The sequence below is a fragment of the Croceicoccus ponticola genome (assembly GCF_004004515.1).
Classification (GTDB): domain Bacteria; phylum Pseudomonadota; class Alphaproteobacteria; order Sphingomonadales; family Sphingomonadaceae; genus Croceicoccus; species Croceicoccus ponticola.
The window spans coordinates 963,149-987,633 of sequence record NZ_RXOL01000001.1; the positions used below are offsets into that span (position 1 = coordinate 963,149).

The window sequence follows — 24,485 nt, forward strand, 5'->3', positions numbered from 1 at the left end:
CCTGACTTCAGCAGGCCGGGCCTCAAATCACGCCTTGGGGAAGTCGTCCCGCCGCGCCAGCGCCTCGATCTCGCCCAGCGAAAACAACCGGTCGCCGGATTTCTGGATCGCAAGGCCGGTGCGGTCTTCCTTGGGCAGCATCATCACGAAGCGGATCATTTCGGCGAACGTGCCGTCACGCATGACGTTGAATCCGCGCATCATATCGCTTTCCGCGCCATCGGCCCTGCGGTGCAGCGTGGCGTGATCGTTCCAGTCGTTCGCATTCGGATCGAGCGGTTCTGCGTGAAATGTGGTGGGATGTTCGCTCATGTCGGCCCCTTCTCGTCTTGTCCGGTGTGTCATATGCACAACGCACGGACAGTCCGTTTTTTCCCCGAGCAGGCCGATTTTATTACGCCATCCCGGCGCGCGCGATCAGTGCAGCTTGCCTTCGTGCAACCGCACGACCCGGTCCATCCGCGCCGCCAGCCGTTCGTTGTGCGTCGCGATCAGCGCCGAACTGCCCTGCCCGCGCACCAGGCGCAGGAATTCGGCCAGCACCCGTTCGCTCGTCGCTTCGTCGAGATTGCCCGTCGGTTCGTCCGCCAGCACCAGTTGCGGCTTGTTCGCCAGCGCGCGCGCCACGGCCACGCGCTGCTGTTCCCCGCCCGAAAGCTGGCTGGGTCGATGGGTCAGCCGCTGGCCAAGGCCAAGCGCGGTGAGCAGTTCTTCCGCTCGCCGTTCGGCGTCGGCCCGCGGAATGCCCGCAACAAGCTGCGGCAGGACCACGTTTTCCTTCGCATCGAAATCGGGCAGCAAGTGATGGAACTGATAGACGAAGCCCAAGTGATCGCGTCGCAACGCCGTGCGCGCATCGCCGTTCGACTTTTCCGCCTTCTGCCCGCAGATCGTGATCTCGCCGCCAAAGCCGCCTTCGAGCAAGCCGACGGCCTGCAACATCGTCGACTTGCCCGACCCCGACGGGCCGAGCAGTCCGACGATTTCGCCGGGCATGATCGACAGATCGACGCCGCGCAGCACGTCGATGGTCACGCCGCCTTGGGTAAAGCTACGGGTCAGGTCCTTCAGTTCGACGACAGGAGCCTGATTTGCGGGAGCATCTGCGGCGGGGTTCATCGCGATCTCATTCATAACGCAGCACCTGCACCGGATCGGTGCTCGCCGCCTTTAAAGCAGGGTAAAGCGTGGCGAGGAACGACAGGACCAGCGCCATGCCGGTGATGATCATGACCTCGGCCGGGTCGGTTCGCGCGGGCAATTCGGAAAGGAAACGAATCGACGGGTCCCACAATTCCTGCCCCGTCAGCAATTCGACCAGCCGCACGGCCGACTGCCGGAATTCCAGCGCGACAAAGCCGAGCAGCAGTCCTGCACCAGTGCCCAGCGCACCGATCAGGAAACCTGCCGTCACGAATATCTTGAGGATCGAACGCCGCGTCGCGCCCATCGTGCGCATGATCGCGATGTCGCGTGTCTTGGCGCGAACCAGCATGATGAGGCTCGACAGGATGTTGAACACCGCGACCAGCACGATGATCGACAGCACGACGAACATCGCCACGCGTTCCACCGCCAGCGCTTCGAACAACGATGCATTGATCGTCTTCCAGTCGTTGACCACCGCGCGCCCCGCCAGCTTCTGCCCCAGCGGGGCCAGCGTTTCGCCGACGGTATCGGGATCTTCGGTCATCACCTCGATCATGCCGATGGTATTGCCCATCAGCATCAGCGTCTGCGCATCCTCAATCGGCATGACGACATAGGCATTGTCGTAGTCGTAGATGCCGATTTCGAAGATCGCGGCGACTTCATACCCGATTTCGCGCGGCACCGTGCCGAACGGCGTCGTTCGGCCTTGCGGATTGATGATCGTGATCACGTCGCCGATGCGGATGCCCATGTTTTGCGCCAGCCGCGAACCGATGGCGACGCGATTGGCGCCCGGCTGCAACAGGCCGAGATTGCCGAGCAGCTTCTTTTCTTTCAGCTCATTGATCGAATCGCGGGTTGATCCGCGCACCAGCACCGCTTCGACCCGGCCTTCGTAACTGCCCAGCAGCGGCTGTTCGATCAGCGGCGATGCGGACGTGACGCCCGGCGTCTTGCGCACGTCCTCGAGCACGTTTTGCCAGTCGTCCATCCGTCCGCCATAGGCCTGGATCACGGCATGGCCGTTCAGCCCCACGATCTTGTCGAGCAATTCGGCGCGAAAGCCGTTCATGACGCTCATCACGATGACGAGCGCGGCGACGCCCAGCATCACGGCGACAAGGCTGATGCCAGCCACCATGGCGATGAACGCTTCGCCCCGCCCCGGCAGCATGTAGCGCTTGGCGATGGTCCATTCGAAGGGAGAGAGGATCAAGTCGGGGTAACTGCCTGCTGTGCGGCGAAGCGGATCGGGTCGAAACTGCCGTGGGCCGGCCCCGTTGCGCATCGCGGTTTGACGGTGAACTCGCGTGACTAGGCCGCGGTTCCCGCGCTGGCAAGCGGCGCACGGCACAGAGGCGATTGCCGCATGTGCGAGCGCCGGTCCAGCGACGGCTGCAATCGGCGGTTGTAATCGCATTGAAACACCGGCTAAGGCGCGCGTGACGTGATCGGGGCTTTCTGTTAAGTCCCCCGGCGCATCCCCCGGCAGGCTACATATCGGAACCATCAAGGCATGACGCCCACCGATTTCGTCCAGCATCCGTACCTCGACACGGATGGCGACAAGCTGCGAGAAGAATGCGGCGTATTCGGCGTCATCGGCGCCCGCGACGCTGCTGCCGTCACGGCCCTCGGCCTTCACGCCCTGCAGCACCGCGGACAGGAAGCGGCGGGCATCACCAGCTTCGACGGCACCGAATTCTATTCCCGGCGCGGCACCGGCCACGTCGCCGAAAACTTCTCCACCGGCGAAGCGCTCGCGCAGTTGCCCGGCGAAATGGCGGCGGGTCACGTGCGCTATTCCACCACGGGCGGCGCGGGGCTGCGTAACGTTCAGCCGCTATACGCCGATCTTGCCAGCGGCGGCTTTGCCATTGCCCACAACGGCAATATCTCCAACGCGATGCACTTGCGCGCCGAACTGGTTCGCAAGGGCGCGATCTTCCAGTCGACAAGCGATACCGAGGTCATCATCCACCTCGTCGCGACCAGCCGCTATCCCACGATGCTGGACCGCTTCGTCGATGCCCTGCGCCTTGTCGAAGGGGCCTATTCGCTGGTCGTGATGACGAACAAGGGCATGGTCGCTTGCCGCGATCCGCTCGGCATTCGTCCGCTGGTCATGGGCCGGGTCGGCGACGCCGTGGTGTTCGCGAGCGAAACGGTCGCACTCGATATTATCGGGGCGGAATTCGAACGCGAAATCGAACCGGGCGAATTGGTCGAAGTCGATTTCGACGGCACGATCCGCTCCACCCGCCCGTTCGGCAGGCCATCGGCGCGCCCATGCATTTTCGAACACGTCTATTTCAGCCGCCCCGATTCGATCAGCGACGGCCGCTCGGTCTATTCGGTGCGCAAGGCGATCGGCGAACAGCTCGCCATCGAAAGCCCCGCCGATGCCGATATCGTCATCCCGGTGCCCGATTCAGGCGTGCCCGCCGCCATCGGCTATGCCCAGCAATCGGGCGTGCCGTTCGAGCTAGGCATCATCCGGTCGCACTATGTCGGCCGCACATTCATCCAGCCCAGCGACGGCCAGCGCAATTCGTCGGTGGCTCGCAAGCACAATGCCAACCGCGCGCTTGTCGCGGGCAAGCGGATTATCCTGATCGACGATTCGATCGTGCGCGGCACCACCAGCCTGAAAATCGTGCAAATGATGCGCGATGCCGGCGCCCGCGAAGTGCACATGCGCATCGCCAGCCCGCCGACGATGCATTCGTGCTTTTACGGCGTCGACACGCCTGAACGGTCGAAGTTGCTGGCCGCGCGCATGGACGTTCAGGCGATGCAGGAATTCATCCAGGCGGACAGCCTCGCCTTCGTTTCGATCGACGGCCTGTACCGCGCAGTGGGGATCGAGCAGCGCAAGGCGACGTGCCCGCAATATTGCGACGCCTGCTTTACCGGTGAATATCCCACGACCCTTACCGACGTGTCCGAACGCGTGAATCCGCAGCTCAGCTTTGCCGACAACACGCTGAACGGCAGCGAAAAGACAACGCGCGGCAAGTCCGTCGGTGAAAAGGCAGCCTGATGACCGACGATGCGGCGAACAAGCCCCTTGCGGGCAAGCTGGCGCTTGTCACCGGGGCAAGCCAGGGCATCGGCGCGGCGACCGCCATCGAACTGGCCAACCGGGGCGCGCACGTCATCCTGACCGCGCGCGACGACCGCAAGCTGGAACAGGTCGAAGATCAGATCCACAAAACCGGCGGCAGCGCGACGATCGCGCCGATGGACTTGGCGGAACCCGACTCGATCGCCCGCCTCGCCACAGCCATATCGGGGCGCTGGGATGCGCTCGACGTGCTCGTCATCAACGCAGCGGTCTTCGTGCCGCATACGCCGGTGCAGGATCTCGATCCCAAGGCGTTCAGCCACGCGCTCACGGTTAACGTGCTGGCGACGCAGAACCTGATCGCGGCGTTCCATCCGATGCTCAAACGTGCGGAACGCGGCACCGTCATCGGCCTGACCAGCAGCGTCGGATCCTCCCCGCGCGCCTATTGGGCGGGATATGGCGCGACCAAGGCCGCATTCGACAGCCTGCTGGGTAGTTACGCCCTTGAAAACGCCAATACCAGCAGTGTCCGGACGGCCATCGTCAACCCCGGCGGCACCCGCACCGACATGCGTGCCCGCGCCTTTCCCGGCGAAGATCCGGCAACGGTTCAGCCGCCCGAAGTGGTGGCGCAATTCATCGCCAACATGCTTGGTAAAGACTTCCCGAACGGCGGAATATTTTCCGTTAAGGATGCGAAGTAACCCGCCCTTAACCGCAATTATCGCAGACTGAGGACACTCAAGAACGGCCGATTCGCTTTCGAGCGGGATTGTCGGCCACGGTTGTCCTCTTTCACGGGATTGCATGCCATGACCGAATTTTTCCTTACCGACCGTTATTTCGCGGCATCGCAGGAAGATCGCAGCGCGCCCCGCCTGCAACTGACGATCCCGGTCACGCTGCGTCCGGCCGGCGGTCATGGTTTTTCCAGCGAAGTGCAGGATCTTTCGCTCGGCGGCTTTTCGGCCAGTTGCGTCAATCGCCTTGCCGTCGGCACGCTGTGCTGGCTCAAACTGCCCGGCCTCGCCGCGTTGCAGTGCGAAGTGATCTGGTGGCAGAACAATCTTGTCGGTTGCGCCTTTCAGAACCTGCTCAGCCCGATCGTCTACGACGACATCGTAAACCGCTATCGCGGCAGCGCCCAAGTGCCGCGCCGGGTTTGATCCGGGCAAATTTCAAGCGGGCAAACTTTGGGCGGGCTTGACCAGCGTCACCTGGTGAACGTCGATCCCGCCTCCGCGAAATCCTCCTTCGCAGTACATCAGATAGAAGCGCCATAGCCCGATGAACCGGGCATCGAAGCCGCGCGGCAGCTTTCCCTCGGCTGCCGCGCGGTCGAACCTTTCGCGCCATAGTTTCAGCGTTTCGGCATAATCGATCCCGAAATCGCGCTGGTCGCGCCATTCCAGGCCGCGCTCTTCGGCCAGCCGCCTGAACTCGCTGGTGCGGATCAGCAAGCCACCGGGAAAGATGAAGGTCTGGATGAAATCGGCGCTCTTCGCATAAGCGTCGAACAGGTCGTCGCGCATCGAAATATACTGGATCGCCGCGCGCCCGCCCGGTTTCAGGCAGCGGGCCATGCAATCCATATATGTCGGCCAATATTCGCGGCCCAGCGCTTCTGCCATCTCCACGCTGACGATGGCGTCGTACCGGCCATCGGTGTCGCGATAGTCCTGCTTGCGGAAATCGACGGGTCGCGCATCCCGCGCATTCGCCGCGCGCGCGTGGTCAAGCTGTTCGTCCGAAAGGCTGATCGCCGTGACATCGGCCGCATGATCGTTGGCAAGCGTCCGCGCGAGAAAGCCCCAGCCGCAGCCGATTTCCAGCACTTCGTCGCCCTTTGACAGGTTCAGCCGGTCGGCCAACGCCCGCACCTTTTCCCGCTGCGCCTGTTCGAGCGACAAGCCGGCACGCGTGAAAAGCCCGCTCGAATAAGACAGCGTCGGGTCCAGCCAAGCGGCGTAGAAATCGTTGCCGAGGTCGTAATGTGCCGCGATGTTCGCCCTTGCTCCGCGCAAGGTGTTGCGGTTCGCCGCATGGGCTAGCCGCGATACCCAGCGCCACGGTCCCTTGGCGCGACCCAGTTCGCCCAGGGCATCGGCATTGGCCATGAACAGCGCAAAGATCGGCACCGGGTCGGGACTGTCCCATTCCCCCGCCTCCCACGCACGATACCAGCCCACTGACCCGCCGGTTGCCAGCCGGATCAGCGCGCGCCAGTCCTTTATGTGGATGCGGGCATGGAAACCGGGCGCACGCCCGCCCAGCGCCATCGTCGATCCGTCAGGCAAGCGCGCCACGACTGTGCCGGTGCGCAGCCCTGCGTCGATGGCGGCGACGATCCGGTCGACCCCGCCGGACACAGTCCGGGCCAGCCAGCCCGAACCATGCTGGAAACGAAGCCCGGCATCGATCAGGTGCCGGCCGCGTGCCTCCGACTGTGCCATTGCCCAGAATTATGGTCCCGCGCCGCGCCGCGATCAACCGGGGTTGATACGAAGCCTTATTGCGCCGCCTTCATCTCGCGATAGGCGGCCAACGCTCGTTCGCGCGCCTCTTTGTGCCCGATCAGCCTATGGGGATATTGGGGCGGGCGATGCCCATCGTCGGGATCGTGGATCTGCGCATCGGACAGTTCGGCCAGTTCGGGGACCCACTCGCGGATGTAATCGCCCGCGTCGAACTTCTCCGACTGCGACAGCGGCGCCATGATGCGCGGGAACATGTTGCTGTCGACCCCGGTGCCCGAAACCCACTGCCAATTGACGCCGTTGCTGCCGTAATCGGCATCGACCAGCGTGTCCCAGAACCACCGCTCCCCATGCCGCCAATCGATGAGCAGATGTTTGACGAGGAAGCTTGCCGCCATCATCCGCACCCGGTTGTGCATCCAGCCGGTCGCCCACAATTGCCGCATTCCAGCATCGACGATGGGATATCCGGTGCGCCCCTGCTGCCATGCGCGCAGATCTTCGGCGATCAGGTGCCCGCGGTCGGGATTGCGCCACAGCGTATCGTCGTAATCGCGGTAGGATTTCGACGGATAGTCGGGAAACTGGCAGATCACGTTCTGCGCATAGTCGCGCCACAGCAGTTCGCCGCGAAAAGTATCGGCCCCCTGCCCGGTGTGGCGCGCCAGCCGATCCGACACCTGCGTCACGCTGATCTCGCCGAAATGGAGATGCGGGGACAGGCGCGACGATCCGTCAACCGAGGGCATGTTGCGATCCGAATCGTACTCGGCGACGACATCGGCGAAATCGTCCAGCCGTTCGTGCGCGGCTGTTTCGCCGACGTCCCACGCCTTGCCGAAACCGCCCGCCCAATCGGGTTTTGTCGGCAAGAGGCCCCAATCCTCCAAGGTATCGGAATGCGGCCATTCGTCCGGATTTGTCAGCGACGGTTCGTCCAGCACATGACGCGCGGGCAGGCACTGTCGCGCCGATTTCGCGAAAGGGGTGTAGATCTTGTACGGATCGCCCGAACCCGTCGTGACCGTGCCCGGAGGCAGCAGGTAATTGCCGTCGTGCAGGATCAGTTCGACCTCTTTCGCCAGACGCCCCTGCGCCTTGCGCCACCATGGTTCGTAGTGGCGGATGGCGTGCACCTCGCACGCGCCGGTTTCGCGCATCAGCTTGGCGATTTCCTTTGCCGCGTCGCCGCGGCGCAGCACCAGCCGCGACCGGTGCCGCCCCAACGAACGGTTCAGGCTGTCCAGCGAATGGTGCAACCACCATCGCGACGCCCCGCCCATGCGACGGTCACCGGGCGTTTCGTCATCGAGCACATAGACCGGGATCACCGGTCCGCTTTGCGCAGCAGCGGCGCAGAGCGCAGGCTGATCGGACAGGCGCAAATCGCGACGAAACCAGACGATGCGTGGCGCGGTCATTATCTCTCCGGTAAAACAGGGGGGATGGCCATGGGAACGGAGCGTGGCATAAGCGGGTTCCCTTGACCATGACGCTTCCTGCCGAAAACATCACCCTTCCCGCCCGTGGCTGGCGGATCGACCGGCGCAAGGCGATTGTCGCCGGCTTGCTGTGCTGGCTGGGCTTTGCCGCGATGGTCTGGGCGGTGGAAACGGGACGGACCACGGCTTTCGACGATTTCGGCCTGCTGTTCTGGCGCGCGGACGATGGCGCTGTCCTGCGCGGTCCGGCCAAGCTGCTGGAGATGGTGCGCGACATCACCGCGCTGGGCGGCGTGCTGTTGCGCAACCTGTTCGCGCTGGGCGCGATTGCCGCGCTGCTGTTCCTGCGACTGCGACGCGAAGCGTTCCTGTTCGCCGCAACGGTCATCGCCGGCTGGCTGGTCAATACCGGGATCAAGGACCTTGTCGGGCGGCCCCGGCCCGAAATCGTCGCGCACCTGACCGAAGCGTCGGGCGCCAGCTTTCCGTCGGGTCACAGCTTCAATTCGGCGGTCGTCTATATCGCGATGGCGCTCGCCTTTGCGTCATTGTCCGCGCGGCAGTCGGTGCGCCTGACGATCCTCGGCGTGGCCATCGCCGCCTCGATCCTTATCGCGTGGAGCCGGGTGTGGCTAGGTGTGCACTATCCCAGCGACGTGACCGCGGGCTGGCTTGGCGGTGCGGGCTGGGCCTTCATGGCCGCCGCATTGCTGAAAGCACCCGCGGACAAGGCCGCCGGAGCCACTCACTCGAAATAACAGGTTTCCGCTTCGGTCGGGACCGGGATTGCGATGCTGAACTGGCCGCTGGCACGGCCCGAAAACCGCGCATCCTTCAGCAAGTCGATGATTTTACCGTCGCGTTCGATCCGGTCGATATAGGGTGACCGCGACCAGAACAGGAAAGCCGCAAGGTCGGCGTTGTCGGGCGCGAATTGCGGCAATTGCATTGGGTGAAGGCAGGCTGGGCGCTGCGTCAGCAGTTCCACGTCGCGCGCCAAACCGCCATCCAGCGACCAGCGTTGCAGCCCCTTGCCCATGTACACCGCGCCGTCGACGTCGACGATCAGGTCGCGTTCCCAGAATCTGATCGGCACTGGCACCGCGATCGCTTGCGACTGCGGCGTCGCGGCCCGCGCACTTTCGGTCAGCACGAGGTTGAAGTTGATATAGGCCAGCGCGGCGGCCAGCCCCGCCAGCGCAGGGCGCCGCCAAGTCGCAACATCCCGCTTTTCCCGCCACAACGACCACGCCAACGTCAGGCCCAGCGTCGCCCACAACCAGACATCGACGATGAACAGCGCATCGCCATAGAACCATCGCTGCGAAAACGGTTCGAACAGGCGGATGCCATAGGAATTGAGCCAGTCCAGCGCCGGATGACTAAGGCACGCCAGCGTCGCCAGCAGCCAAAGCCAGCCGAACCGCACCGGCAGGCGGCTTTCGGGGCGAGTGCCCCGTTTCGCCTGCCACCGGTCGAACCACCAGATGAAAGCGGCGAGCAGCAGGGGCAGCACCACCCACGCGATCGGCCCGTGCGTCAGCCCGCGCCGCATGGCGAGGCTTTCGAGGCCATGAACGACACAGCCCGCGTCGATGTCGGGCAAGTTCGCGCCGAAAATAAGCGCGGGCATGGCAAGCCCGGTCCGCCGTTTCAGCCCCGTCTGCCCGATCAAAGCGCCGACGAGGCTGTGGGTGAGGTTATCCATGGATCAAGCGGTCGGCACAGACCTCAGATCGGGTCTTGCGCCGTGCCGCTGACGGTCCACGTCTGTCCCTTGGCCAGCAGTGCGGCGAGATCTGGCTTCTTGCCTTCGCGCGCCCTTGCGAGGTCTTCGGAAACGACCGCGTCATAGGCCGGGCGCGGATCGTCGTAGATCACGCCCAGCGCCATCGGGAACGGACCGAACGGCAGTTCGACCAGCATATGGGCCAGCGTACGGTTCTTGACGTCGTGAATCATCACGCCTGCCGCTTCCCAATCGCCGTCGATTACGTCCACGACCTTTAGCGTCATCGCCTCGACATCGCGGGCAAGGCCCTTGGTGCCTTTTGCGAACAGCATCGGTTGCCCGTTTTCGAGCCAAAGCTGATTTTCTTCGGCACCCTTGGGGGCGGCGAAATCGTTGAACACGTCCTTGTTATAGACGATGCAGTTCTGGAAAATTTCGACAAAGGCCGCGCCCCTGTGGGCATGCGCCGCCTTCAGCACGTCTGGCAGGTTCTTCGACACGTCGAAGCCACGGGCGACAAAGCGCGCGCCCGAACCCAACGCAAAGGCGCAAGGCTGTGCCGGACGGTCGATCGATCCGGCGGGCGTCGACGGGCTTTTCGTGCCGATGCGGCTGGTCGGCGAATACTGCCCTTTGGTCAGGCCGTAGATCTCGTTGTTGAACAGCAGGATCTGCACGTCGATATTGCGGCGCAGGATGTGCATCGTGTGGTTGCCGCCGATGGACATGCCGTCGCCGTCACCCGTCACCATCCATACGTCCAGTTCCGGGTTCGCCAGCTTGATGCCGGTGACGAACGCCGGCGCGCGGCCGTGGATCGTGTGGAAACCATAGCTTTCAACGTAGTACGGAAAACGGCTCGAACAGCCGATGCCCGACACGAACACGGTCTTCGCCGGGTCGCAACCGAGCTGCGGCAAGGTGCGCTGCACCGCCTTGAGAATCGCGTAGTCGCCGCAACCGGGGCACCAGCGCACCTCCTGGTCGGTTTCCCAGTCCTTGAGCGTCGTCGTAACGGGGGTCATGTCGTTCATGGTCTGCGGCCCTCAAGGATTGATCGCTTCCGGGCTGGGAAGCTGGGTTTCGTTGACTGCGACTTCGCCGCCTTCGTTGCCGGGGATGTCGTCGAAGAACTTCTCGATGGCGTCCTCGATCTCGGCGATGGCGAACGGCTGACCGCTGGTCTTGGTGAGCGGCTGCGCATCGACGAGATACTGGTCGCGCAGCACGGTCTTGAACTGCCCGGTGTTCATTTCGGGCACGAGCACGTTCTCGAAACCCTTGAGCAAGGGGCCGAGGTTTTTCGGCAGCGGCCAGACATGGCGGACATGGACGTGGCTGACGTCGAGGCCGTTCTTGCGCGCGCGGCGCACGGCCTGATGGATCGGGCCGAACGTGCTGCCCCAACCGACCAGAACCAGCTTGCCGCTTTGGTTGCCAAGGCAGACGTCCTGATCGGGGATCGAATTCGCGACGCCGTCGATCTTGTCCTTGCGGGCGTCGGTCATCGCCTGATGGTTGGCGGGCGAATAGTCGATGTGGCCCGTCCCTTGCGCCTTTTCGATGCCGCCGATGCGGTGCATCAGGCCCGGCGTGCCCGGCTTGATCCAAGGGCGCGCGCCCTTTTCATCGCGGGCGAACGGCAGCAGCTCGTCGGTACCGTCGGCATTCTTCGCGTTCTTTTCGGTCAGGAACTTGACCGGGAACGGGGCGTAGCTGGCCGGATCGGGCACCTTCCACGGTTCGGCGGCATTGGCGATATAACCATCGGTCAGCAGCATCACCGGGGTCATGTACTGAACGGCGATTCGGCACGCCTCAATCGCGCAATCGAACGCATCGCCCGGGCTGCGCGCTGCGATCACCGGCAGCGGCGCATCGCCGTTGCGGCCATAGATCGCCTGATAGAGATCCGACTGTTCGGTCTTCGTCGGAAGGCCGGTCGACGGGCCGCCGCGCTGCGAATTGACGATGATGAGCGGCAATTCGGTCATGATGGCAAGGCCCATCGCCTCGCCCTTCAGCGCGATGCCGGGGCCGGACGAAGACGTTACGCCAAGCTGTCCGGCATAGGACGCGCCGATGGCCGCACAGATCGCCGCGATCTCGTCCTCGGCCTGAAATGTCTGGACGTTGAATTCCTTGAGCCGCGCCAGATGGTGCAGGATCGCGGAGGCGGGCGTGATCGGATAACCGCCGAAGAACATCGGCAGGTCAGCCAGCTGCGCGCCGGCAACGAGGCCAAGGCTGATCGCTTCGGCACCGGTGATCGTGCGGTACAGGCCCGGTTCGGACACGACCGGTTCGACGTGGACCTGCTTCAGCGGGCCAGTCAGTTCCGCCGTTTCGCCGTATGCGTGACCCGCGTCGAGCGCGGCAATGTTCGCTTCGGCCAGAACGGGCGACTTGGCGAATTTGGCCTTCAGCCAGTCGTGGATCGGGTCGCGCGGACGGTCGAACATCCACAGCGCAAGGCCCAGCGTCCACATGTTCTTGCAGCGCAGCGCTTCCTTGTTGCCAAGGCCGAACGGTTTCACCGCTTCGAGCGTCAGGGCGCTGATGTCGAACGCCAGCAGGTCCCATTTCGCGAGACTGCCGTTTTCCAGCGGGTTCTCGTCGTACTTCGCCTTTTCAAGGTTGCGCTTCGTGAATTCGCCGGTGTCGGCGATGATCAGCCCGCCGGGCTTAAGCGCAGCGACGTTCACCTTCAACGCGGCGGGGTTCATCGCAACCAGCACGTCGGGCGCGTCGCCCGCGGTTTCGATCGCGGTGGAACCGAAATTGATCTGGAACGCGGACACGCCGAACAGCGTGCCCTGCGGCGCGCGGATTTCCGCCGGAAAATCGGGGAAAGTCGCAAGGTCGTTGCCCGCCAGCGCGGTGGACAGCGTGAACTGCCCCCCAGTCAACTGCATCCCGTCGCCGGAATCGCCCGCGAAACGGACGACCACAGCTTCGGTCGTTCCGGCGGAACTGGGGGAGGTAGCAGACGCCATTCTTCTATCCTTGCAGCGGAGCGTATCCGTTGAACATCATGGGCCGTTCAATATCATGACGATAGATGTGTCTTACGATATGGACCGAATTATGCACGGCAACTAGGCCTGCACCTTGCCTGTTTCAATTCAGAAAAACTATGGGGCCTGATATGACAGGCACCCGCTATTCAAACTACCCGGCCCGCAGCCCGGCCCTCACCCGTTTCAAGGACCGCCCATGACGACCCCCGATCCCGCCCTTTACCGCCCCTGTGCAGGGTTGATGATCGTGAACGAGGCATCGCGCGTATTCGTGGGCAAGCGGATCGACACGAAAGAAGGCGACTGGTGGCAGATGCCGCAGGGTGGCGTCGACCCGGGCGAAGATTGGGACGAAGCGGCATTTCGCGAACTGCACGAAGAGACCGGCATCCGCCGCGACAAGGTGGAAATCGTCGCGCGGACGCAGGACGAACTGTTCTACGAATTGCCGGCGGAACTGAAGGGCAAGCTGTGGGGCGGGCGTTATATCGGTCAGCGCCAGTCCTGGTTCCTGATGCGTTTTTCCGGCACCGACGCCGACATCGACCTCAATGCCCACGACCCTGCGGAATTCAACGAATATCGCTGGACCGAAGCGGACCTCCTGCCGGAACTGATCATTCCGTTCAAGCGGCCGGTCTATACCCGCGTGCTGGAACTGTTCCGCCCGCACTTGTGACGGGCGGCGCGCCTGCGTTCAGTTCGATTCGACGGGATTGGCCGTCTGGGGCGTCGCCTCCGCCGACTTGATCTGCGGCAACGGGCCGCGCGCGATCACGCTGGCCAGCGCGCCCGCTTCGGCGCAATTGCTGCCGCACATGGATTGCAGCTTGGCCAAGTTGCGCTCCGCCTTTGCGGTCGCGCCCTTTTCGGCCATCGCCGCGCCTTCGCCCGATATCGCGGCCAGATTGCCGGGGTCGGTTTCCTGCGCCTCGCGGTAATAGTGGATCGCCTGACCCTGCAATCCCTTGGCGCGTGAAAGATCGGCCAGTTGCAGATAGATGGCAGTGCTGCCCGGCGCGAGAACCAGCGCCGCTTCGAAATTGTCCGCCGCCCTGTCGAGATCGCCGGACGCCAGCGCGGTGCGACCTGTATCGAGCAGGACCGCCACGCGCGGATCGACCGCCACGGGCGCCTGTCCGAACGACGTGCTGGCGGTTACCGCGACAAGCAGCGAGATGGCGACGGCAACGGGCGAATAGCGCATCAGCAACTCCGTAATCCTTTTCCGGTCGGTCCCGAATAGGTCGGGATTGCTCCGGCTGGCAGATGGATGTGCGTGGGTGACAACTGCCATAATAGCCCAAGCTATCAGAGCGTTCCTAGACGTGCGATGAAAAATCCGTCGGTCCCGCTGATCGTCGGGGAAAGCCGCCAGCCCGGCCCGCGCGCGACACCTGCGGGAAGCGTGACCTCTTCGGCGAAAAAGCGTGGATTCCTCGCCAGAAACTTCTCTACCAGCTCTGCACCTTCGGCATCGAGCAGCGAACAGGTGATATAGCCGATCCGTCCACCGGGTCGCACCAATTCGCCCGCAATTTCGAGCAGGCGAAGCTGCACCGCGGCAAATTTCGCAATGTCCGATTCGCTCAGCCGCCAGCGGGTTTCGGGATTGCGCCGCCATGTGCCCGTGCCCGAACACGGCGCATCGACCAGCACCGCATCGGCCTTCCCGCGCCATCGGTCGAGCGCGGCCAGTTCGCGGCCCGGATCCAACAGCACGGTTTGCGCGATGCTCGCCCCTGCCCGTTCTGCGCGCGGGGCCAGCCGCGACAGCCGATCGCGATTGGTGTCGGACGCGATCAGCGTGCCCTCGTTCGCCATGGCCGCGGCCAGCGCAATGGTCTTGCCGCCCGCGCCTGCGCAAAGGTCGATGACCGTTTCGCCCGGCTTCGCGCCCAGCGCCATGCAGGCCAGCTGGCTGCCGCCGTCCTGCACTTCGATCTCGCCATTGGCAAAAGCGTCCCAGCGTTCGACCGGGGTGCCGGGCGCAAAGCGCAGGCCCGCAGTCGCGGCGAGCGGCTCACCGGTTTCGGGAAGCTCAATCGTGTCGCGCGATGCATTCAACGCGTTGACCCGCACGTCCAGCGGCGCACGGCCCAGCAAAGCCAGCGCATCGTCGCCCGCGACGCCGCTGTCGGCCAACGCGCGTTCCAGCCATGCGGGCGCGATGCCGCCTTCGGCCACGGATTCGTCCGCGGCGATGGGGGCAGGACCATATCCGCCGCCGTCGAACAGGACTGCGACGTCCGGGTCGATTTGCGCCAGCCGCAGCATCGCCGCGCGACCGCTTTGCGGCACCGGGCCGCAGGCGCGGATCGCGGCATAGATGTATTCGCGGATCGCGCGCCGATCCTTCGATCCGGCATAGCGCCGGGCCTTCAGCCCTTCGGCGACGATACGGTCGGCGCTGGCCCCGCCGGTGCGGGCGGCCTGCACGACGAGATCGAGTATCTCGATCGCGGCCTGGACCCGCGCGCGCGGCGTCACTTCGTTTTCGCGAGACGGCGGCGGTTGGCGCTGACTTTCCGGCCGTAATGATCGACGCTGCGCTGCGCGGCGACCATGCCGCTACCCAGCGATCCGGTCATCGCCTGCATCATCAGTTCCTGGCTCGCCTGCACCTTTTCAGCGACCATGCGCTGCGATTCCTTCGCCGCGCCCGGGCCGCCCGCCATGATCATCCAGCTGCGGGCCCAGATGACGTAGCAGCTTTCGACCCACAGCATGGTGGCGCTGGTCGCAAGGCTCAGCGGATCGGGCGCGGACTTTTTCGTCCCCTTGCCCGCCATCAGGAACCGCTCGCCGGGTAATTGGGCGCCTCTCGCGTGATCGAAACGTCGTGAACGTGGCTTTCGCGAAGTCCCGCGTTCGTGATGCGAACGAACTTTGCATCGGTGCGCAGGCTCTCGATATTTTCGCAGCCGGTATAGCCCATCGCCGCCTTGATCCCGCCGACCAGCTGGTGAATCACGTCGCGCGCCGGACCTTTGTAGGGGACCTGCCCCTCGATCCCTTCGGGCACCAGCTTCATCTGTTCCTTGACGTCCTGCTGGAAATAACGGTCCGCGCTGCCGCGGGCCATCGCGCCGACGCTGCCCATGCCGCGATAGGATTTGTACGAGCGGCCCTGAAACAGGAATGTGTCGCCCGGCGCTTCCTCGGTCCCGGCCAGCATCGATCCGACCATGATGGACGATGCCCCGGCGGCCAGCGCCTTGGCCGCATCGCCCGACGTGCGCACGCCGCCGTCGGCGATCACCGGAACGCCGTGCTTGTCGGCTTCCTCGGCGCTTTCCATCACGGCGGTCAGCTGCGGCACGCCGACACCTGCGACGATGCGGGTGGTGCAGATCGAACCCGGCCCGATGCCGACCTTGATCCCGTCCGCGCCCGCGCCGATCAGCGCCTTTGTCGCTTCTGCCGTGGCGACATTGCCCGCCACGACCTGAACCGTGCTCGACAGCTTCTTGGCGCGTTCGACCGCCAGCGCCACGTCCTTGTTATGGCCGTGCGCGGTGTCGATGACGATCAGGTCGACTTCGGCATCGACCAGCGCCTCGGTCCGCTCGAACCCTTTGTCGCCCACGGTGGTGGCCGCCGCGACGCGCAAGCGCCCGGAAGCGTCCTTGGTCGAATTGGGGTACATGACCGCCTTTTCGATATCCTTGACCGTGATCAGCCCGACGCAGCGATAATTATCGTCCACCACCAAAAGCTTTTCGATGCGGCGTTGATGCAACAGCCGGCGCGCTTCTTCCTGCGTGATCCCGGTGTCGACGGTGGCAAGGTTGTCCGCCGTCATCAATTCCTTCACCGGCTGCTTTTCATCGGCGGCAAAGCGCACGTCGCGATTGGTCAGGATGCCGCACAGCTTGCCGTTGGCCTCGACCACCGGGATCCCCGAAATGCGGTGCACCTGCATCAGGCTGCGCGCTTCGCCCAGCGTCGCATCGGGCGTGATGGTGATCGGGTTCACGACCATGCCGCTTTCGAACCGCTTGACCTGCCGGACGGCGGCGCACTGCTGCTGAATGGTCAAGTTGCGGTGAAGCACCCCGATGCCGCCCAACTGCGCCATGACGATCGCCATGTCCGATTCGGTCACCGTGTCCATCGCGCTCGACACGATCGGGATGTTGATGCCGATGTCGCGCGATATCCGCGTGCGGGTGTCGGCCTGCGACGGGACGAGCGAGCTTGCCGCCGGGCGCAGAAGCACGTCGTCGAAAGTGAGGCCCAGTGGAATGTCGGATGCGGAAAATCGGTTTGCCATGGGCCCTGCTGTCGCGAAAATTGGGGGATTCGTGGCGGCCCATGTAACCACCGCGCCCCATTACCGCTAGGGGGCGTTTGCGGTAATCGCGGTTCGGCCCGCCGCGGCGGTCACCGCGCGGGGCAACATCGCCGGATTGGCGGCCCGCTGCAGCAGCGCCACGTGAAACCCGACCATGTCCGCCGCCGCGCCCAGTTCGACCCCGGCCACGTCGTCGTTCGCGCGGTGATAGCGGTGCCGCATGTAATCGCGCAGCCGGTTCTGCTGGGCAAAGGCGGCGCTGATGATGACGGCGGGGATTCCTTCTGCGTCGAAAGCCCAGCCGTCCTGTCTTTTCAGGTATTTGCGATTGCCTTCGTCGGGCGGGACCAGCGTCACACCTTCGTCCCGCGCGGTCGCCGAAACCAGCGACATCAACGCGCCGACAGTGGCCGGACCAGGGGTCGCCAGCACGACGACGGGCGCACCGGGCGGCGCCACCCCTTCGGTGTCGAGATTGAAGACGGCGACGAATTTTTCCAGCGGGACCGGCGGGTCGGCCACAAACGACAGCGCACCGCGCAAGCCGTCTTCCTCTCCGCCCGAAGCCAGGAAATAAATATCGCGCTCCGGTTGCGGCCCCTTGGCCAGCGCACGCGCGATCTCGATCATCATGGCCAGCCCGCTGGCATTGTCGACCGCGCCGTTGCACACCTTATCGTCGCCCGCACGCTTGCAGCGCGCGCCGTACCCCAGGTGATCCCAGTGCGCGATCAGCAGCACCGCGCCTGCCTGCGGCTCCGCTCCCGGCAGCCGGGCGATCAGGTTATGGGTGCGGATAGTGCGACCCTGATGCTCGTAACTGAACGGTTCGCGCCACGCGTTACCCGGATCGTGCGTGCCCGATTTCAGCCCCGCCGCAGCAAATTCGGCCTGAAGGTAATCGAGCGTCAACCCCTCGCCGATCGATTCGACCTCGCGGCCCGCGAATTCGTCGGAAGCGAGCACGGCGACATGCGAATGAAGCGCGACCTCCATTTCGCTCAACGGGCGTGGCACGGTCGCGACAGGCTGCGCCGGGACGCACGCCGTCAACGCTGCGCACAGGCTCGCGACAACCCCCAGCACTGCGCCCCTTGCCGCCATCGCGCCCCTGTTCTTCCTTTGGCTCCCGGCGGTCTTCCCGGCCCGGTCGTGCCCGCCTTACTGCGCGGTCCAGCCGCCGTCTGCGGAAATGTTGGTGCCGGTGATATTCGCCGCCGCATCGCTGCACAAAAACAACGCCAGCGCGCCGAGATCCGCAGGTTGGGTGAACTTCTTGGTCGGCTCGCGTTCCAGCAGCACGTCGTTGATGACCTGTTCGCGGGTCATGCCGCGGGCCTTCATCGTGTCGGGGATCTGGTTTTCGACCAGCGGCGTCCAGACGTAGCCGGGGCTGATGCAATTGGCCGTGATGTTCTGTTCGGCCAGTTCCAGCGCGATGGTCTTGGTCATGCCCGCCAGCGCGTGCTTGGCCGAAACATAGGCAACCTTGAACGGCGACGCGGTCAACGAATGGGCGCTGGCGGTCATGATGATGCGCCCCCAGCCCTTTTGCTTCATTCCGGGGATGGCCAGCCGGCTGGTGTGGAAGGCGCTCGACAGGTTCAGCGCGATGATCTTGTCCCACATCGCAACGGGGAATTCGTCGATCGGCGCGACATGCTGCATTCCGGCATTGTTGATGAGGATATCGACCGCGCCGAATTTGGCGATCGCCTGCTCCATCAAGTCCGCGCAGCCCTGTTCGGTGGTCAGATCGGTGTTGATATAAACGGCGTCAGCCCCGCTCGCGGCGGCAAGCGACTGGCGCTCCTGTTCGATCTCGTCCGCATGGCCGAAACCGTTGATCGCGACGTTTGCACCTTCCCCCGCCAGCGCCTTGGCATAGGCCAGTCCGATCCCGGAGGTGGAGCCGGTAATGAGCGCCGTCTTGCCTTTAAGGAACATTTGCGTCTCCGTCAGGTTTTGCAGGTAGGGGCCGGTCGTGATGTCTTTGGCCGCGTATATGGAGGCCAATTGATGCGGCTCAACGATTTTTCCAAGAATATTCGCGTCAATGACCAGCGCGGGTCGGGCGGCATGGGCGGTCCGGGCGGCAAATTGGGCTGCGGTGCGGTCGTGATCGCGATCATCGGTGCCGTCGTGTTCGGCGTGGATCCGATGACCACGCTGGGCACCATAGACCAGGTCACGCAAGGCACGGGCAGCGCCAGCGGGCAGTCGAATGGTCGAACAGTGGAGGAATCCTGTTCGGTCAACGCGTACAGCCGCGAAACCTGTTCGGCGCTTTCGTCGCTCGACGAAACGTGGGCACCGTTGTTCGCTGCGGCCAATATCGAATTCAAGCAGCCAGTGCTCAACTTTTACGACGGCACGGGCCGTTCGGGTTGCGGCGCGGCGCAAAGCGCGATGGGGCCGTTCTATTGCCCGACCGATCAGGGCATCTACATCGACACCGGCTTCTACGATCAGCTCGACAAGCAGTTGGGCGCAGGGGGCGACTTTGCCCGGGCCTATGTCATCGGTCACGAATATGGCCACCACGTCCAGACCCTGACCGGGACATCGAACTGGGTCCGTCAGGCGCAGCAGCAGAACCCGCAGATGGCAAACCAGTTGCAGGTCCGCATGGAGCTTCAGGCCGATTGCTACGCCGGCGTCTGGGCGGCGAAAAACCCCGGTCTGATCGAACCCGGCGATATCGAAGAAGGCCTTGGCGCCGCCAGCGCGATCGGTGACGACACCCTGACGAAGGGGCGCGTTTCGCCCGACAACTTCACCCACGGCACCAGTCAACAGCGCATGCAGTGGTTGCAGAAAGGCCTGAAGACCGGCGACGAAGACCAGTGCGACACATTTGCGGATATCAAGCAATGACCTTTCAGATACGCTCTTTCGCAACCGTCGCCATCACGGCTCTGTCCTTCGCCTTGGTCTCGGCCAGCCCAGCCCGGGCGGAGACCGCAGTCGATCCCGACGTGAAGGCAGAGGACATCCCGATGCAGCCGCTGCGCGATCTCAACCTTGACGGAGAGGATCTTCCGCCGCTGTTGAAGGATATCGGGCACGACCCCTATGCCACGGCGGGCCTCACGTCTTGCCACGCCATCGAACGGGGAATTTCCGACATCGACACGATGCTGGGCGGCGATATCGACGATCCGGAAGAACGATCAGAAGGGCAAAAGAACAAGAACAGCGCCGGGCGCATCGCGAGTTCGATCGTCGGCGGGCTGATCCCGTTCCGGTCGATCGTCCGCGAAATTTCGGGCGCGAAGGGCGAAGAACGGCGGCTACGCGTGCTGGTCAACGCAGCGATGGTGCGGCGCGGTTTCCTCAAGGGCATCGGGCTCGCGCGCGAATGCCCGTGGCCCGCACGTCCGATCGTGGACGTCGAAGCGGATAGACCGCTGGCCGACCTTCCCGCATTTCCCGATCCCGCGAAGTATCGCCCCGAACCCGCCAAGACAGTGCTGGCTGCCAAGGTCGATCCGGTGGCCAAGTCGCCAGCGCTTACGAACAAGACGACGGCGGGCGGCTTGCCCTACGTTTCGATCCCGGTGATCCAGAACGCCAAGTAGGCGCTCCGGACCCCACGCAAAAGGTTAGGCGGCCGGGGCTTCTCCGCCCCGGCCCATGCCCTGCCAATCGACGTTGCGGGTTGCATACATCACGCCGGCGAGCGCCAGGAACAGCAGAACCGAGCCGATCAACAGGCTCCACGCCTCAAGGCTGAGCAGCACGAACAGCAGGGCATACAGAGCAACCAGCAACGCGCCGATCACTCTCGCCCTGCCCCAGCTTTTCAGCACCGCCGCGCTGTAGGCGGTGACCAGCCCGATGATCGCGATGCTCGCCACCGCATAGGCGGCGGCAAAGCCGACAACCTCGCTGAACGCCAGCAACAACACGAAAAACAGCACGAGCCCTGCGCCGGTCAGCACATATTCGGGGCCTGACACGCTTGCGCCCGCGACGATGTCGAACATCAGGAAGGCCAGGAACGTGAAGCCGATGATGAGGAAACCGTACTTCACCGAACGGTCGATGCGGCTGTAGAGATCGACCGGCTCCACCATCGCGACCGATGCCACCATGCTCGGCCCGCCGGGCCCGCCGCGATCCATCTGCGCGACCTCTACATAGGGCGCTGGCCCGGTCACCACATTGGGCGGCGCAAAGTCCTGCGCTGTCACCAGCCCTTGGCCCAGCGCGAGGTCGGGAATTGAAAATTCGGCGGTGAAGCCGTCTTCGCCGACCTTGCTTTGCGACGGCAGGAAGCTGCCCGAAAAACTCGGATGCGGCCATGTCGACGTGACGTGCCAGCGGGTGTCGCCGCCACGCGGGATGAGGCTCAGGTTCTCGCTGCCGCGCAAGTCATAGGACCAGTCGACCGCCAATGTGTCCGTGCCGTCCCAAGCAACCGGCGCGAAAAAGCCGGAGCGACCGGTCGATTCCAGCCCGCCGCCGGGACGCGCCGACAGCGGCTTGCCGTTGGCGACGACCTTGCTCGCGCTTTGCATCCCGCGCGGATCGGACACACCGAAATGCAGTTCGGCGCGGTCCATCATCAGGCTGCCCGCTGCGATGTCGAGCCGGGAGAGATCGTCGGTCGGCAGGACGAACTGCGCCTTCCCCGAAATTTCGGCGCGATAGATCACCGATTCGTAGATCGATTTCTGACGACGCTCAGGATCGAGCGTGGCCTTCACGTCTTGCGCCTTGGGCGAGATGAAAAGTTCGCGGGTGACGCGGCGCACCTTGTCGACGCGCTTGCCGTCGATGACTTCGGTTTCGGTAACGTTCGTCGCATAGGGCACAACGAGCACCGGGCCGGTCACGATCTGCGCGCCGCCCCATCCTTGGGTGATCGTGGCACGGGCGGTGCGCGACTGGTCCTGCCGGTCCCACACGAGCGCGTAAACCATGAATAGGGGCACGGCGAGCGCAGCGGCAACCAGCACGGCGAACAAGAGCTTGATTCCGGGCGACCGCTGGCGCCTGACCGACAATTCCACGACGTTTCTCCCCGACCTATCGCTGCGACGAAACGTGCATAGGTCGCGATGAACGGCGTGTTAATATTGCCTTAGCGCTATCGCTGACCGGCGAGTTCGGCGCGCAGTTCGGCCAATTCCGCGTCAAGTTCGGCCAGCACTTCGGCTCGCACTTCCGCGGTAAGCGCCTTGTTGTCCGCCAGCGCGGCGCGAGCGCGTTCGATGCCGCGGATGGCGCCTTGCATGGCGTCGCGCTCGATCTTCGCCTCGTCGACGATGGTTTCCTGGACCAGCTCGCGCTTGCCATTGTCGGTGCGTTTGAAGATGCGGATCGTGCGAACTTTACCGTTGCCGGAAACCTCTTCTTCGACCTCTGGCGCGGTGACGAACGCAAGCGCCATCGACTTGTGCGCCCGCTCCATGTTGGCATGAGCGCGTCCCATTTCGGCTTCGGCCCGTGCCATTTCCCTGTCTATCCGGGCCATTTCCTCGGGCGATACTTCATCGGCGTGCGAGTGCCACTCGAAGTCTTCGCCCTCGCCAGCCTTGATCAACAGATGCGTCCGAGTCTCGGTCCCCGCTGCTTCTGTTCCAGAAACAGCATGCACCGGGTCGACAGCCGCAGACGGCGAGACGCTGGTGCGGGCGACCACGGACGTCGTAGTGGCAGCGGTCGAAGTGGGACCGACAGGATCCGCCTCGGCATAGCTGATGCTGGCGGTGGTGGAGAGCGCGGCGATGCCGGCGACGCCGACCAGCAGCAAACCCATACGGTGGCGACGGGTCGTGGTTTTCATGCCGAGGCTCCTTAACCGGTGAACGATGGCCTTTTCACCCAGAACCGGCCCGATCTCGCGGAATCCCGCCATTGGCGCGGCCAGCATCAGCGTGGGTGCAAGGTTCTGTTCGCGGCTGCATGCGGCGATGACTTCGCCGTAACGAACGCGATCTTCCATCGTGCGGCCGGTCATGACGCGGGCATCGCAGGCCGCTTCCTGATCGCGCCGCATCGCGCGCCAGCCCAGCCATGCGACCGGGTTGCACCAGTGCAGCGCCAGCACCGGCTGAGCGGCGAAATTGGCGATCAGGTCGTGACCGCGATGGTGGGCGATTTCGTGCGCGATGGCGAGATCGCGTGCGGCGACATCCGCGCTCGCCATGAAGCCCGGTGGCAGGGCGATGACCCGATTGCGCACCCCGAACGCTATCGGCGCAGCCACGGCGGCGCTTTCGACCAGCCGGATCGCGCCGAAATCGCCGACAGGCCGCGAATGGGCGAGCAGGTGGCGCGTCATGGCGCGGTAACAGGCCAACCGCCAGCCAAGGAACAGGATCGCGCCGACCAGCCAGACGGCAATCGCCGCATCGGCCAGCATCGCGGCGGAAATCAAGGGTTGGGCGACGGGCGCGTCAGCCAGCGCCGGATTCATAACCGGGTAAGCACCGACAACGACGCTCGATATATCGGCAACCGCGGGGTCGGCGGGGCGCAACCATGCAGGCAGGACGATCGGCGGCAGCGCGAACCGCGCCAGCGGCAGCAGCCACAACGCATAGGCCGTGCGCGGCCCGAAAAACCGCGCCACCGGCCGTCGCAGGACAAGCACCGCCGCGATCAGCATGCCGGTGTAGAGCGCCGTGTCGACCGCCCATGCGGCGATGGCCGAGGTGAGGTCCGTACCGATGATGCTGCCGATCATTTCCGCAACTCCTGCAACAGGGTCTCGATCTCTTGAAGGTCGCGTTCGCTCAGCGCCTCTGCCTGAGCCAGATGGGCGACGAGCGACGCCGCACGCCCGCCGAACAGGCGGTCGACCAGTCGGCGCGATTCCTGTCCGACGAAATCGGATCGCGCGATCAGCGGCGAATAGAGGAAACGCCGCCCGTCGGGTTCCGATGCGATGGCGTTCTTGCCGACAAGCCGCGACAGCAGAGTCTTGACCGTCGCAAGGCTCCAGTCGCGGTCATCACCCACCGCATCCGCAACTTCTGCGGCGGTTAGCGGGGCGCGGGTCCACAACGCCTCCATCACCGCCTGTTCGGCGTCGGATATGCGGTCGGGGGCGGCAGGCTTGGTCATGTGGTCGCGATTGTCCGTTTGAATTTGCGACTACATGTGTAAGCGATGCGATTACGTCTGTAAACAATGGAGCCCGCCGGATCGACGAACGACATTTGCAGACCGACCGGCGGCGAGCCAGTTGGATGCTCGGCCCTTGAACGGCATCGCGCCCGCCGATCGCATGGGATCGACGGGCGCGAAAGGTTTCGGCGAATTACCCTCACGGCAAGCGGGGC

General features: G+C 64.3%; 24 protein-coding genes. 7 read left to right on the forward strand and 17 right to left on the reverse strand.

Annotation, left to right across the window (positions count from 1 at the left end):
* Positions 1-27: 27 nt before the first annotated feature.
* The 3 genes from EKN06_RS04565 to EKN06_RS04575 all read right to left on the reverse strand — a co-directional run bounded on the left by EKN06_RS04565 (position 28) and on the right by EKN06_RS04575 (position 2,368).
* The gene (locus EKN06_RS04565) at positions 28-312 is read right to left on the reverse strand and encodes a hypothetical protein (RefSeq protein WP_127611640.1); all 285 of its coding nucleotides are present in this window, start codon (positions 310-312) and stop codon (positions 28-30) included.
* A 105-nt stretch (positions 313-417) separates the two neighbouring features.
* On the reverse strand, positions 418-1,119 hold the full coding sequence (locus EKN06_RS04570) for an ABC transporter ATP-binding protein (protein ID WP_127611993.1): 702 nt from the start codon (positions 1,117-1,119) through the stop codon (positions 418-420).
* A gap of 7 nt (positions 1,120-1,126) precedes the next feature.
* Positions 1,127-2,368, reverse strand: a complete 1,242-nt coding sequence (locus EKN06_RS04575) for a lipoprotein-releasing ABC transporter permease subunit (protein WP_127611641.1) — start codon at positions 2,366-2,368, stop codon at positions 1,127-1,129.
* 300 nt (positions 2,369-2,668) lie between these two features.
* Between EKN06_RS04575 and purF the strand changes: the two genes are divergently transcribed.
* The 3 genes from purF (at position 2,669) to EKN06_RS04590 (ending at position 5,388) form a co-directional block, all read left to right on the forward strand.
* The gene (gene purF / locus EKN06_RS04580) at positions 2,669-4,195 is read left to right on the forward strand and encodes an amidophosphoribosyltransferase (RefSeq protein ID WP_127611642.1); all 1,527 of its coding nucleotides are present in this window, start codon (positions 2,669-2,671) and stop codon (positions 4,193-4,195) included.
* Positions 4,195-4,926: an SDR family NAD(P)-dependent oxidoreductase gene (locus tag EKN06_RS04585; protein WP_127611643.1), complete on the forward strand. Its 732-nt coding sequence runs from the start codon at positions 4,195-4,197 to the stop codon at positions 4,924-4,926. The genes purF and EKN06_RS04585 overlap by 1 nt, the downstream gene beginning before the upstream one ends.
* A gap of 108 nt (positions 4,927-5,034) precedes the next feature.
* On the forward strand, positions 5,035-5,388 hold the full coding sequence (locus EKN06_RS04590; RefSeq protein ID WP_127611644.1) for a PilZ domain-containing protein: 354 nt from the start codon (positions 5,035-5,037) through the stop codon (positions 5,386-5,388).
* A 12-nt stretch (positions 5,389-5,400) separates the two neighbouring features.
* Here EKN06_RS04590 and EKN06_RS04595 read toward each other — a convergent pair whose 3' ends face one another.
* Entirely contained in the window at positions 5,401-6,675 is a 1,275-nt protein-coding gene (locus EKN06_RS04595; protein WP_127611645.1) for an SAM-dependent methyltransferase, read from the reverse strand.
* Positions 6,676-6,731: 56 nt separating this feature from the next.
* Entirely contained in the window at positions 6,732-8,120 is a 1,389-nt protein-coding gene (locus tag EKN06_RS04600) for a cryptochrome/photolyase family protein (protein ID WP_127611646.1), read from the reverse strand.
* 68 nt (positions 8,121-8,188) lie between these two features.
* On the opposite strand from EKN06_RS04600, the gene EKN06_RS04605 reads away from it, so the two are divergent.
* Positions 8,189-8,899, forward strand: a complete 711-nt coding sequence (locus EKN06_RS04605; protein ID WP_127611994.1) for a phosphatase PAP2 family protein — start codon at positions 8,189-8,191, stop codon at positions 8,897-8,899.
* Here EKN06_RS04605 and EKN06_RS04610 read toward each other — a convergent pair.
* Genes EKN06_RS04610 through EKN06_RS04620 form a run of 3 tightly spaced genes read right to left on the reverse strand, consistent with a single transcriptional unit; the run spans position 8,887 to position 12,869 of the window.
* Positions 8,887-9,849, reverse strand: coding sequence for a metal-dependent hydrolase (locus EKN06_RS04610; protein WP_127611647.1), 963 nt, complete (start codon positions 9,847-9,849; stop codon positions 8,887-8,889). The genes EKN06_RS04605 and EKN06_RS04610 overlap by 13 nt on opposite strands.
* A gap of 23 nt (positions 9,850-9,872) precedes the next feature.
* Positions 9,873-10,907, reverse strand: coding sequence for a 2-oxoacid:ferredoxin oxidoreductase subunit beta (locus EKN06_RS04615; protein ID WP_127611648.1), 1,035 nt, complete (start codon positions 10,905-10,907; stop codon positions 9,873-9,875).
* A gap of 12 nt (positions 10,908-10,919) precedes the next feature.
* Positions 10,920-12,869, reverse strand: a complete 1,950-nt coding sequence (locus EKN06_RS04620; RefSeq protein ID WP_127611649.1) for a 2-oxoacid:acceptor oxidoreductase subunit alpha — start codon at positions 12,867-12,869, stop codon at positions 10,920-10,922.
* Between the two features lie 220 nt (positions 12,870-13,089).
* Here EKN06_RS04620 and EKN06_RS04625 point away from each other — a divergent pair, with 220 nt between their 5' ends.
* Positions 13,090-13,572 carry an RNA pyrophosphohydrolase gene (locus EKN06_RS04625; RefSeq protein WP_127611650.1) on the forward strand — a complete coding sequence of 161 codons (483 nt, stop codon included), beginning with the start codon at positions 13,090-13,092 and terminating at the stop codon, positions 13,570-13,572.
* An 18-nt stretch (positions 13,573-13,590) separates the two neighbouring features.
* On the opposite strand, the gene EKN06_RS04630 is transcribed toward EKN06_RS04625, so the two are convergent.
* From EKN06_RS04630 to EKN06_RS04655, 6 genes are all read right to left on the reverse strand, one after another.
* Positions 13,591-14,100 (reverse strand): tetratricopeptide repeat protein, encoded by a 510-nt coding sequence (locus EKN06_RS04630; protein ID WP_205693804.1) that lies wholly within the window; start codon positions 14,098-14,100, stop codon positions 13,591-13,593.
* A gap of 104 nt (positions 14,101-14,204) precedes the next feature.
* Complete coding sequence (locus EKN06_RS04635) at positions 14,205-15,383, reverse strand: RsmB/NOP family class I SAM-dependent RNA methyltransferase (RefSeq protein ID WP_127611651.1); 1,179 nt, start codon at positions 15,381-15,383, stop codon at positions 14,205-14,207.
* Positions 15,380-15,685, reverse strand: coding sequence for a hypothetical protein (locus tag EKN06_RS04640; RefSeq protein WP_127611652.1), 306 nt, complete (start codon positions 15,683-15,685; stop codon positions 15,380-15,382). Before EKN06_RS04640 ends, EKN06_RS04635 begins: the two co-directional genes overlap by 4 nt.
* On the reverse strand, positions 15,685-17,169 hold the full coding sequence (gene guaB / locus EKN06_RS04645) for an IMP dehydrogenase (protein ID WP_127611653.1): 1,485 nt from the start codon (positions 17,167-17,169) through the stop codon (positions 15,685-15,687). The genes EKN06_RS04640 and guaB overlap by 1 nt, the downstream gene beginning before the upstream one ends.
* Before the next feature lie 66 nt (positions 17,170-17,235).
* On the reverse strand, positions 17,236-18,294 hold the full coding sequence (locus tag EKN06_RS04650) for a M20/M25/M40 family metallo-hydrolase (RefSeq protein ID WP_127611654.1): 1,059 nt from the start codon (positions 18,292-18,294) through the stop codon (positions 17,236-17,238).
* Between the two features lie 57 nt (positions 18,295-18,351).
* Positions 18,352-19,137, reverse strand: a complete 786-nt coding sequence (locus tag EKN06_RS04655) for a 3-hydroxybutyrate dehydrogenase (RefSeq protein WP_127611655.1) — start codon at positions 19,135-19,137, stop codon at positions 18,352-18,354.
* Between the two features lie 72 nt (positions 19,138-19,209).
* Between EKN06_RS04655 and ypfJ the strand changes: the two genes are divergently transcribed.
* Complete coding sequence (gene ypfJ / locus EKN06_RS04660) at positions 19,210-20,067, forward strand: KPN_02809 family neutral zinc metallopeptidase (RefSeq protein ID WP_127611656.1); 858 nt, start codon at positions 19,210-19,212, stop codon at positions 20,065-20,067.
* Positions 20,064-20,771, forward strand: a complete 708-nt coding sequence (locus EKN06_RS04665) for a hypothetical protein (protein ID WP_127611657.1) — start codon at positions 20,064-20,066, stop codon at positions 20,769-20,771. The genes ypfJ and EKN06_RS04665 overlap by 4 nt, the downstream gene beginning before the upstream one ends.
* Before the next feature lie 24 nt (positions 20,772-20,795).
* Here the strand turns inward: EKN06_RS04665 and creD are convergent, their stop codons facing one another.
* From creD to EKN06_RS04680, 3 genes are all read right to left on the reverse strand, one after another.
* Positions 20,796-22,208 carry a cell envelope integrity protein CreD gene (creD, locus tag EKN06_RS04670; protein ID WP_127611658.1) on the reverse strand — a complete coding sequence of 471 codons (1,413 nt, stop codon included), beginning with the start codon at positions 22,206-22,208 and terminating at the stop codon, positions 20,796-20,798.
* Between the two features lie 77 nt (positions 22,209-22,285).
* Positions 22,286-23,887, reverse strand: a complete 1,602-nt coding sequence (locus tag EKN06_RS04675) for a M56 family metallopeptidase (RefSeq protein ID WP_127611659.1) — start codon at positions 23,885-23,887, stop codon at positions 22,286-22,288.
* Positions 23,884-24,267 (reverse strand): BlaI/MecI/CopY family transcriptional regulator, encoded by a 384-nt coding sequence (locus EKN06_RS04680; RefSeq protein ID WP_127611660.1) that lies wholly within the window; start codon positions 24,265-24,267, stop codon positions 23,884-23,886. The genes EKN06_RS04675 and EKN06_RS04680 overlap by 4 nt, the downstream gene beginning before the upstream one ends.
* Positions 24,268-24,485: the final 218 nt, after the last annotated feature.

Coding starts and splice junctions, on each gene's coding strand:
- EKN06_RS04565 (WP_127611640.1), bottom strand. CDS start 312: ATGAGCGAACATCCCACCACATTTCACGCAGAACCGCTCGATCCGAAT.
- EKN06_RS04570 (WP_127611993.1), bottom strand. CDS start 1,119: ATGAACCCCGCCGCAGATGCTCCCGCAAATCAGGCTCCTGTCGTCGAA.
- purF (WP_127611642.1), top strand. CDS start 2,669: ATGACGCCCACCGATTTCGTCCAGCATCCGTACCTCGACACGGATGGC.
- EKN06_RS04585 (WP_127611643.1), top strand. CDS start 4,195: ATGACCGACGATGCGGCGAACAAGCCCCTTGCGGGCAAGCTGGCGCTT.
- EKN06_RS04590 (WP_127611644.1), top strand. CDS start 5,035: ATGACCGAATTTTTCCTTACCGACCGTTATTTCGCGGCATCGCAGGAA.
- EKN06_RS04595 (WP_127611645.1), bottom strand. CDS start 6,675: ATGGCACAGTCGGAGGCACGCGGCCGGCACCTGATCGATGCCGGGCTT.
- EKN06_RS04600 (WP_127611646.1), bottom strand. CDS start 8,120: ATGACCGCGCCACGCATCGTCTGGTTTCGTCGCGATTTGCGCCTGTCC.
- EKN06_RS04605 (WP_127611994.1), top strand. CDS start 8,189: ATGACGCTTCCTGCCGAAAACATCACCCTTCCCGCCCGTGGCTGGCGG.
- EKN06_RS04610 (WP_127611647.1), bottom strand. CDS start 9,849: ATGGATAACCTCACCCACAGCCTCGTCGGCGCTTTGATCGGGCAGACG.
- EKN06_RS04615 (WP_127611648.1), bottom strand. CDS start 10,907: ATGAACGACATGACCCCCGTTACGACGACGCTCAAGGACTGGGAAACC.
- EKN06_RS04620 (WP_127611649.1), bottom strand. CDS start 12,869: ATGGCGTCTGCTACCTCCCCCAGTTCCGCCGGAACGACCGAAGCTGTG.
- EKN06_RS04625 (WP_127611650.1), top strand. CDS start 13,090: ATGACGACCCCCGATCCCGCCCTTTACCGCCCCTGTGCAGGGTTGATG.
- EKN06_RS04630 (WP_205693804.1), bottom strand. CDS start 14,100: ATGCGCTATTCGCCCGTTGCCGTCGCCATCTCGCTGCTTGTCGCGGTA.
- EKN06_RS04640 (WP_127611652.1), bottom strand. CDS start 15,685: ATGGCGGGCAAGGGGACGAAAAAGTCCGCGCCCGATCCGCTGAGCCTT.
- guaB (WP_127611653.1), bottom strand. CDS start 17,169: ATGGCAAACCGATTTTCCGCATCCGACATTCCACTGGGCCTCACTTTC.
- EKN06_RS04650 (WP_127611654.1), bottom strand. CDS start 18,294: ATGGCGGCAAGGGGCGCAGTGCTGGGGGTTGTCGCGAGCCTGTGCGCA.
- EKN06_RS04655 (WP_127611655.1), bottom strand. CDS start 19,137: ATGTTCCTTAAAGGCAAGACGGCGCTCATTACCGGCTCCACCTCCGGG.
- ypfJ (WP_127611656.1), top strand. CDS start 19,210: ATGCGGCTCAACGATTTTTCCAAGAATATTCGCGTCAATGACCAGCGC.
- EKN06_RS04665 (WP_127611657.1), top strand. CDS start 20,064: ATGACCTTTCAGATACGCTCTTTCGCAACCGTCGCCATCACGGCTCTG.
- EKN06_RS04675 (WP_127611659.1), bottom strand. CDS start 23,887: ATGATCGGCAGCATCATCGGTACGGACCTCACCTCGGCCATCGCCGCA.
- EKN06_RS04680 (WP_127611660.1), bottom strand. CDS start 24,267: ATGACCAAGCCTGCCGCCCCCGACCGCATATCCGACGCCGAACAGGCG.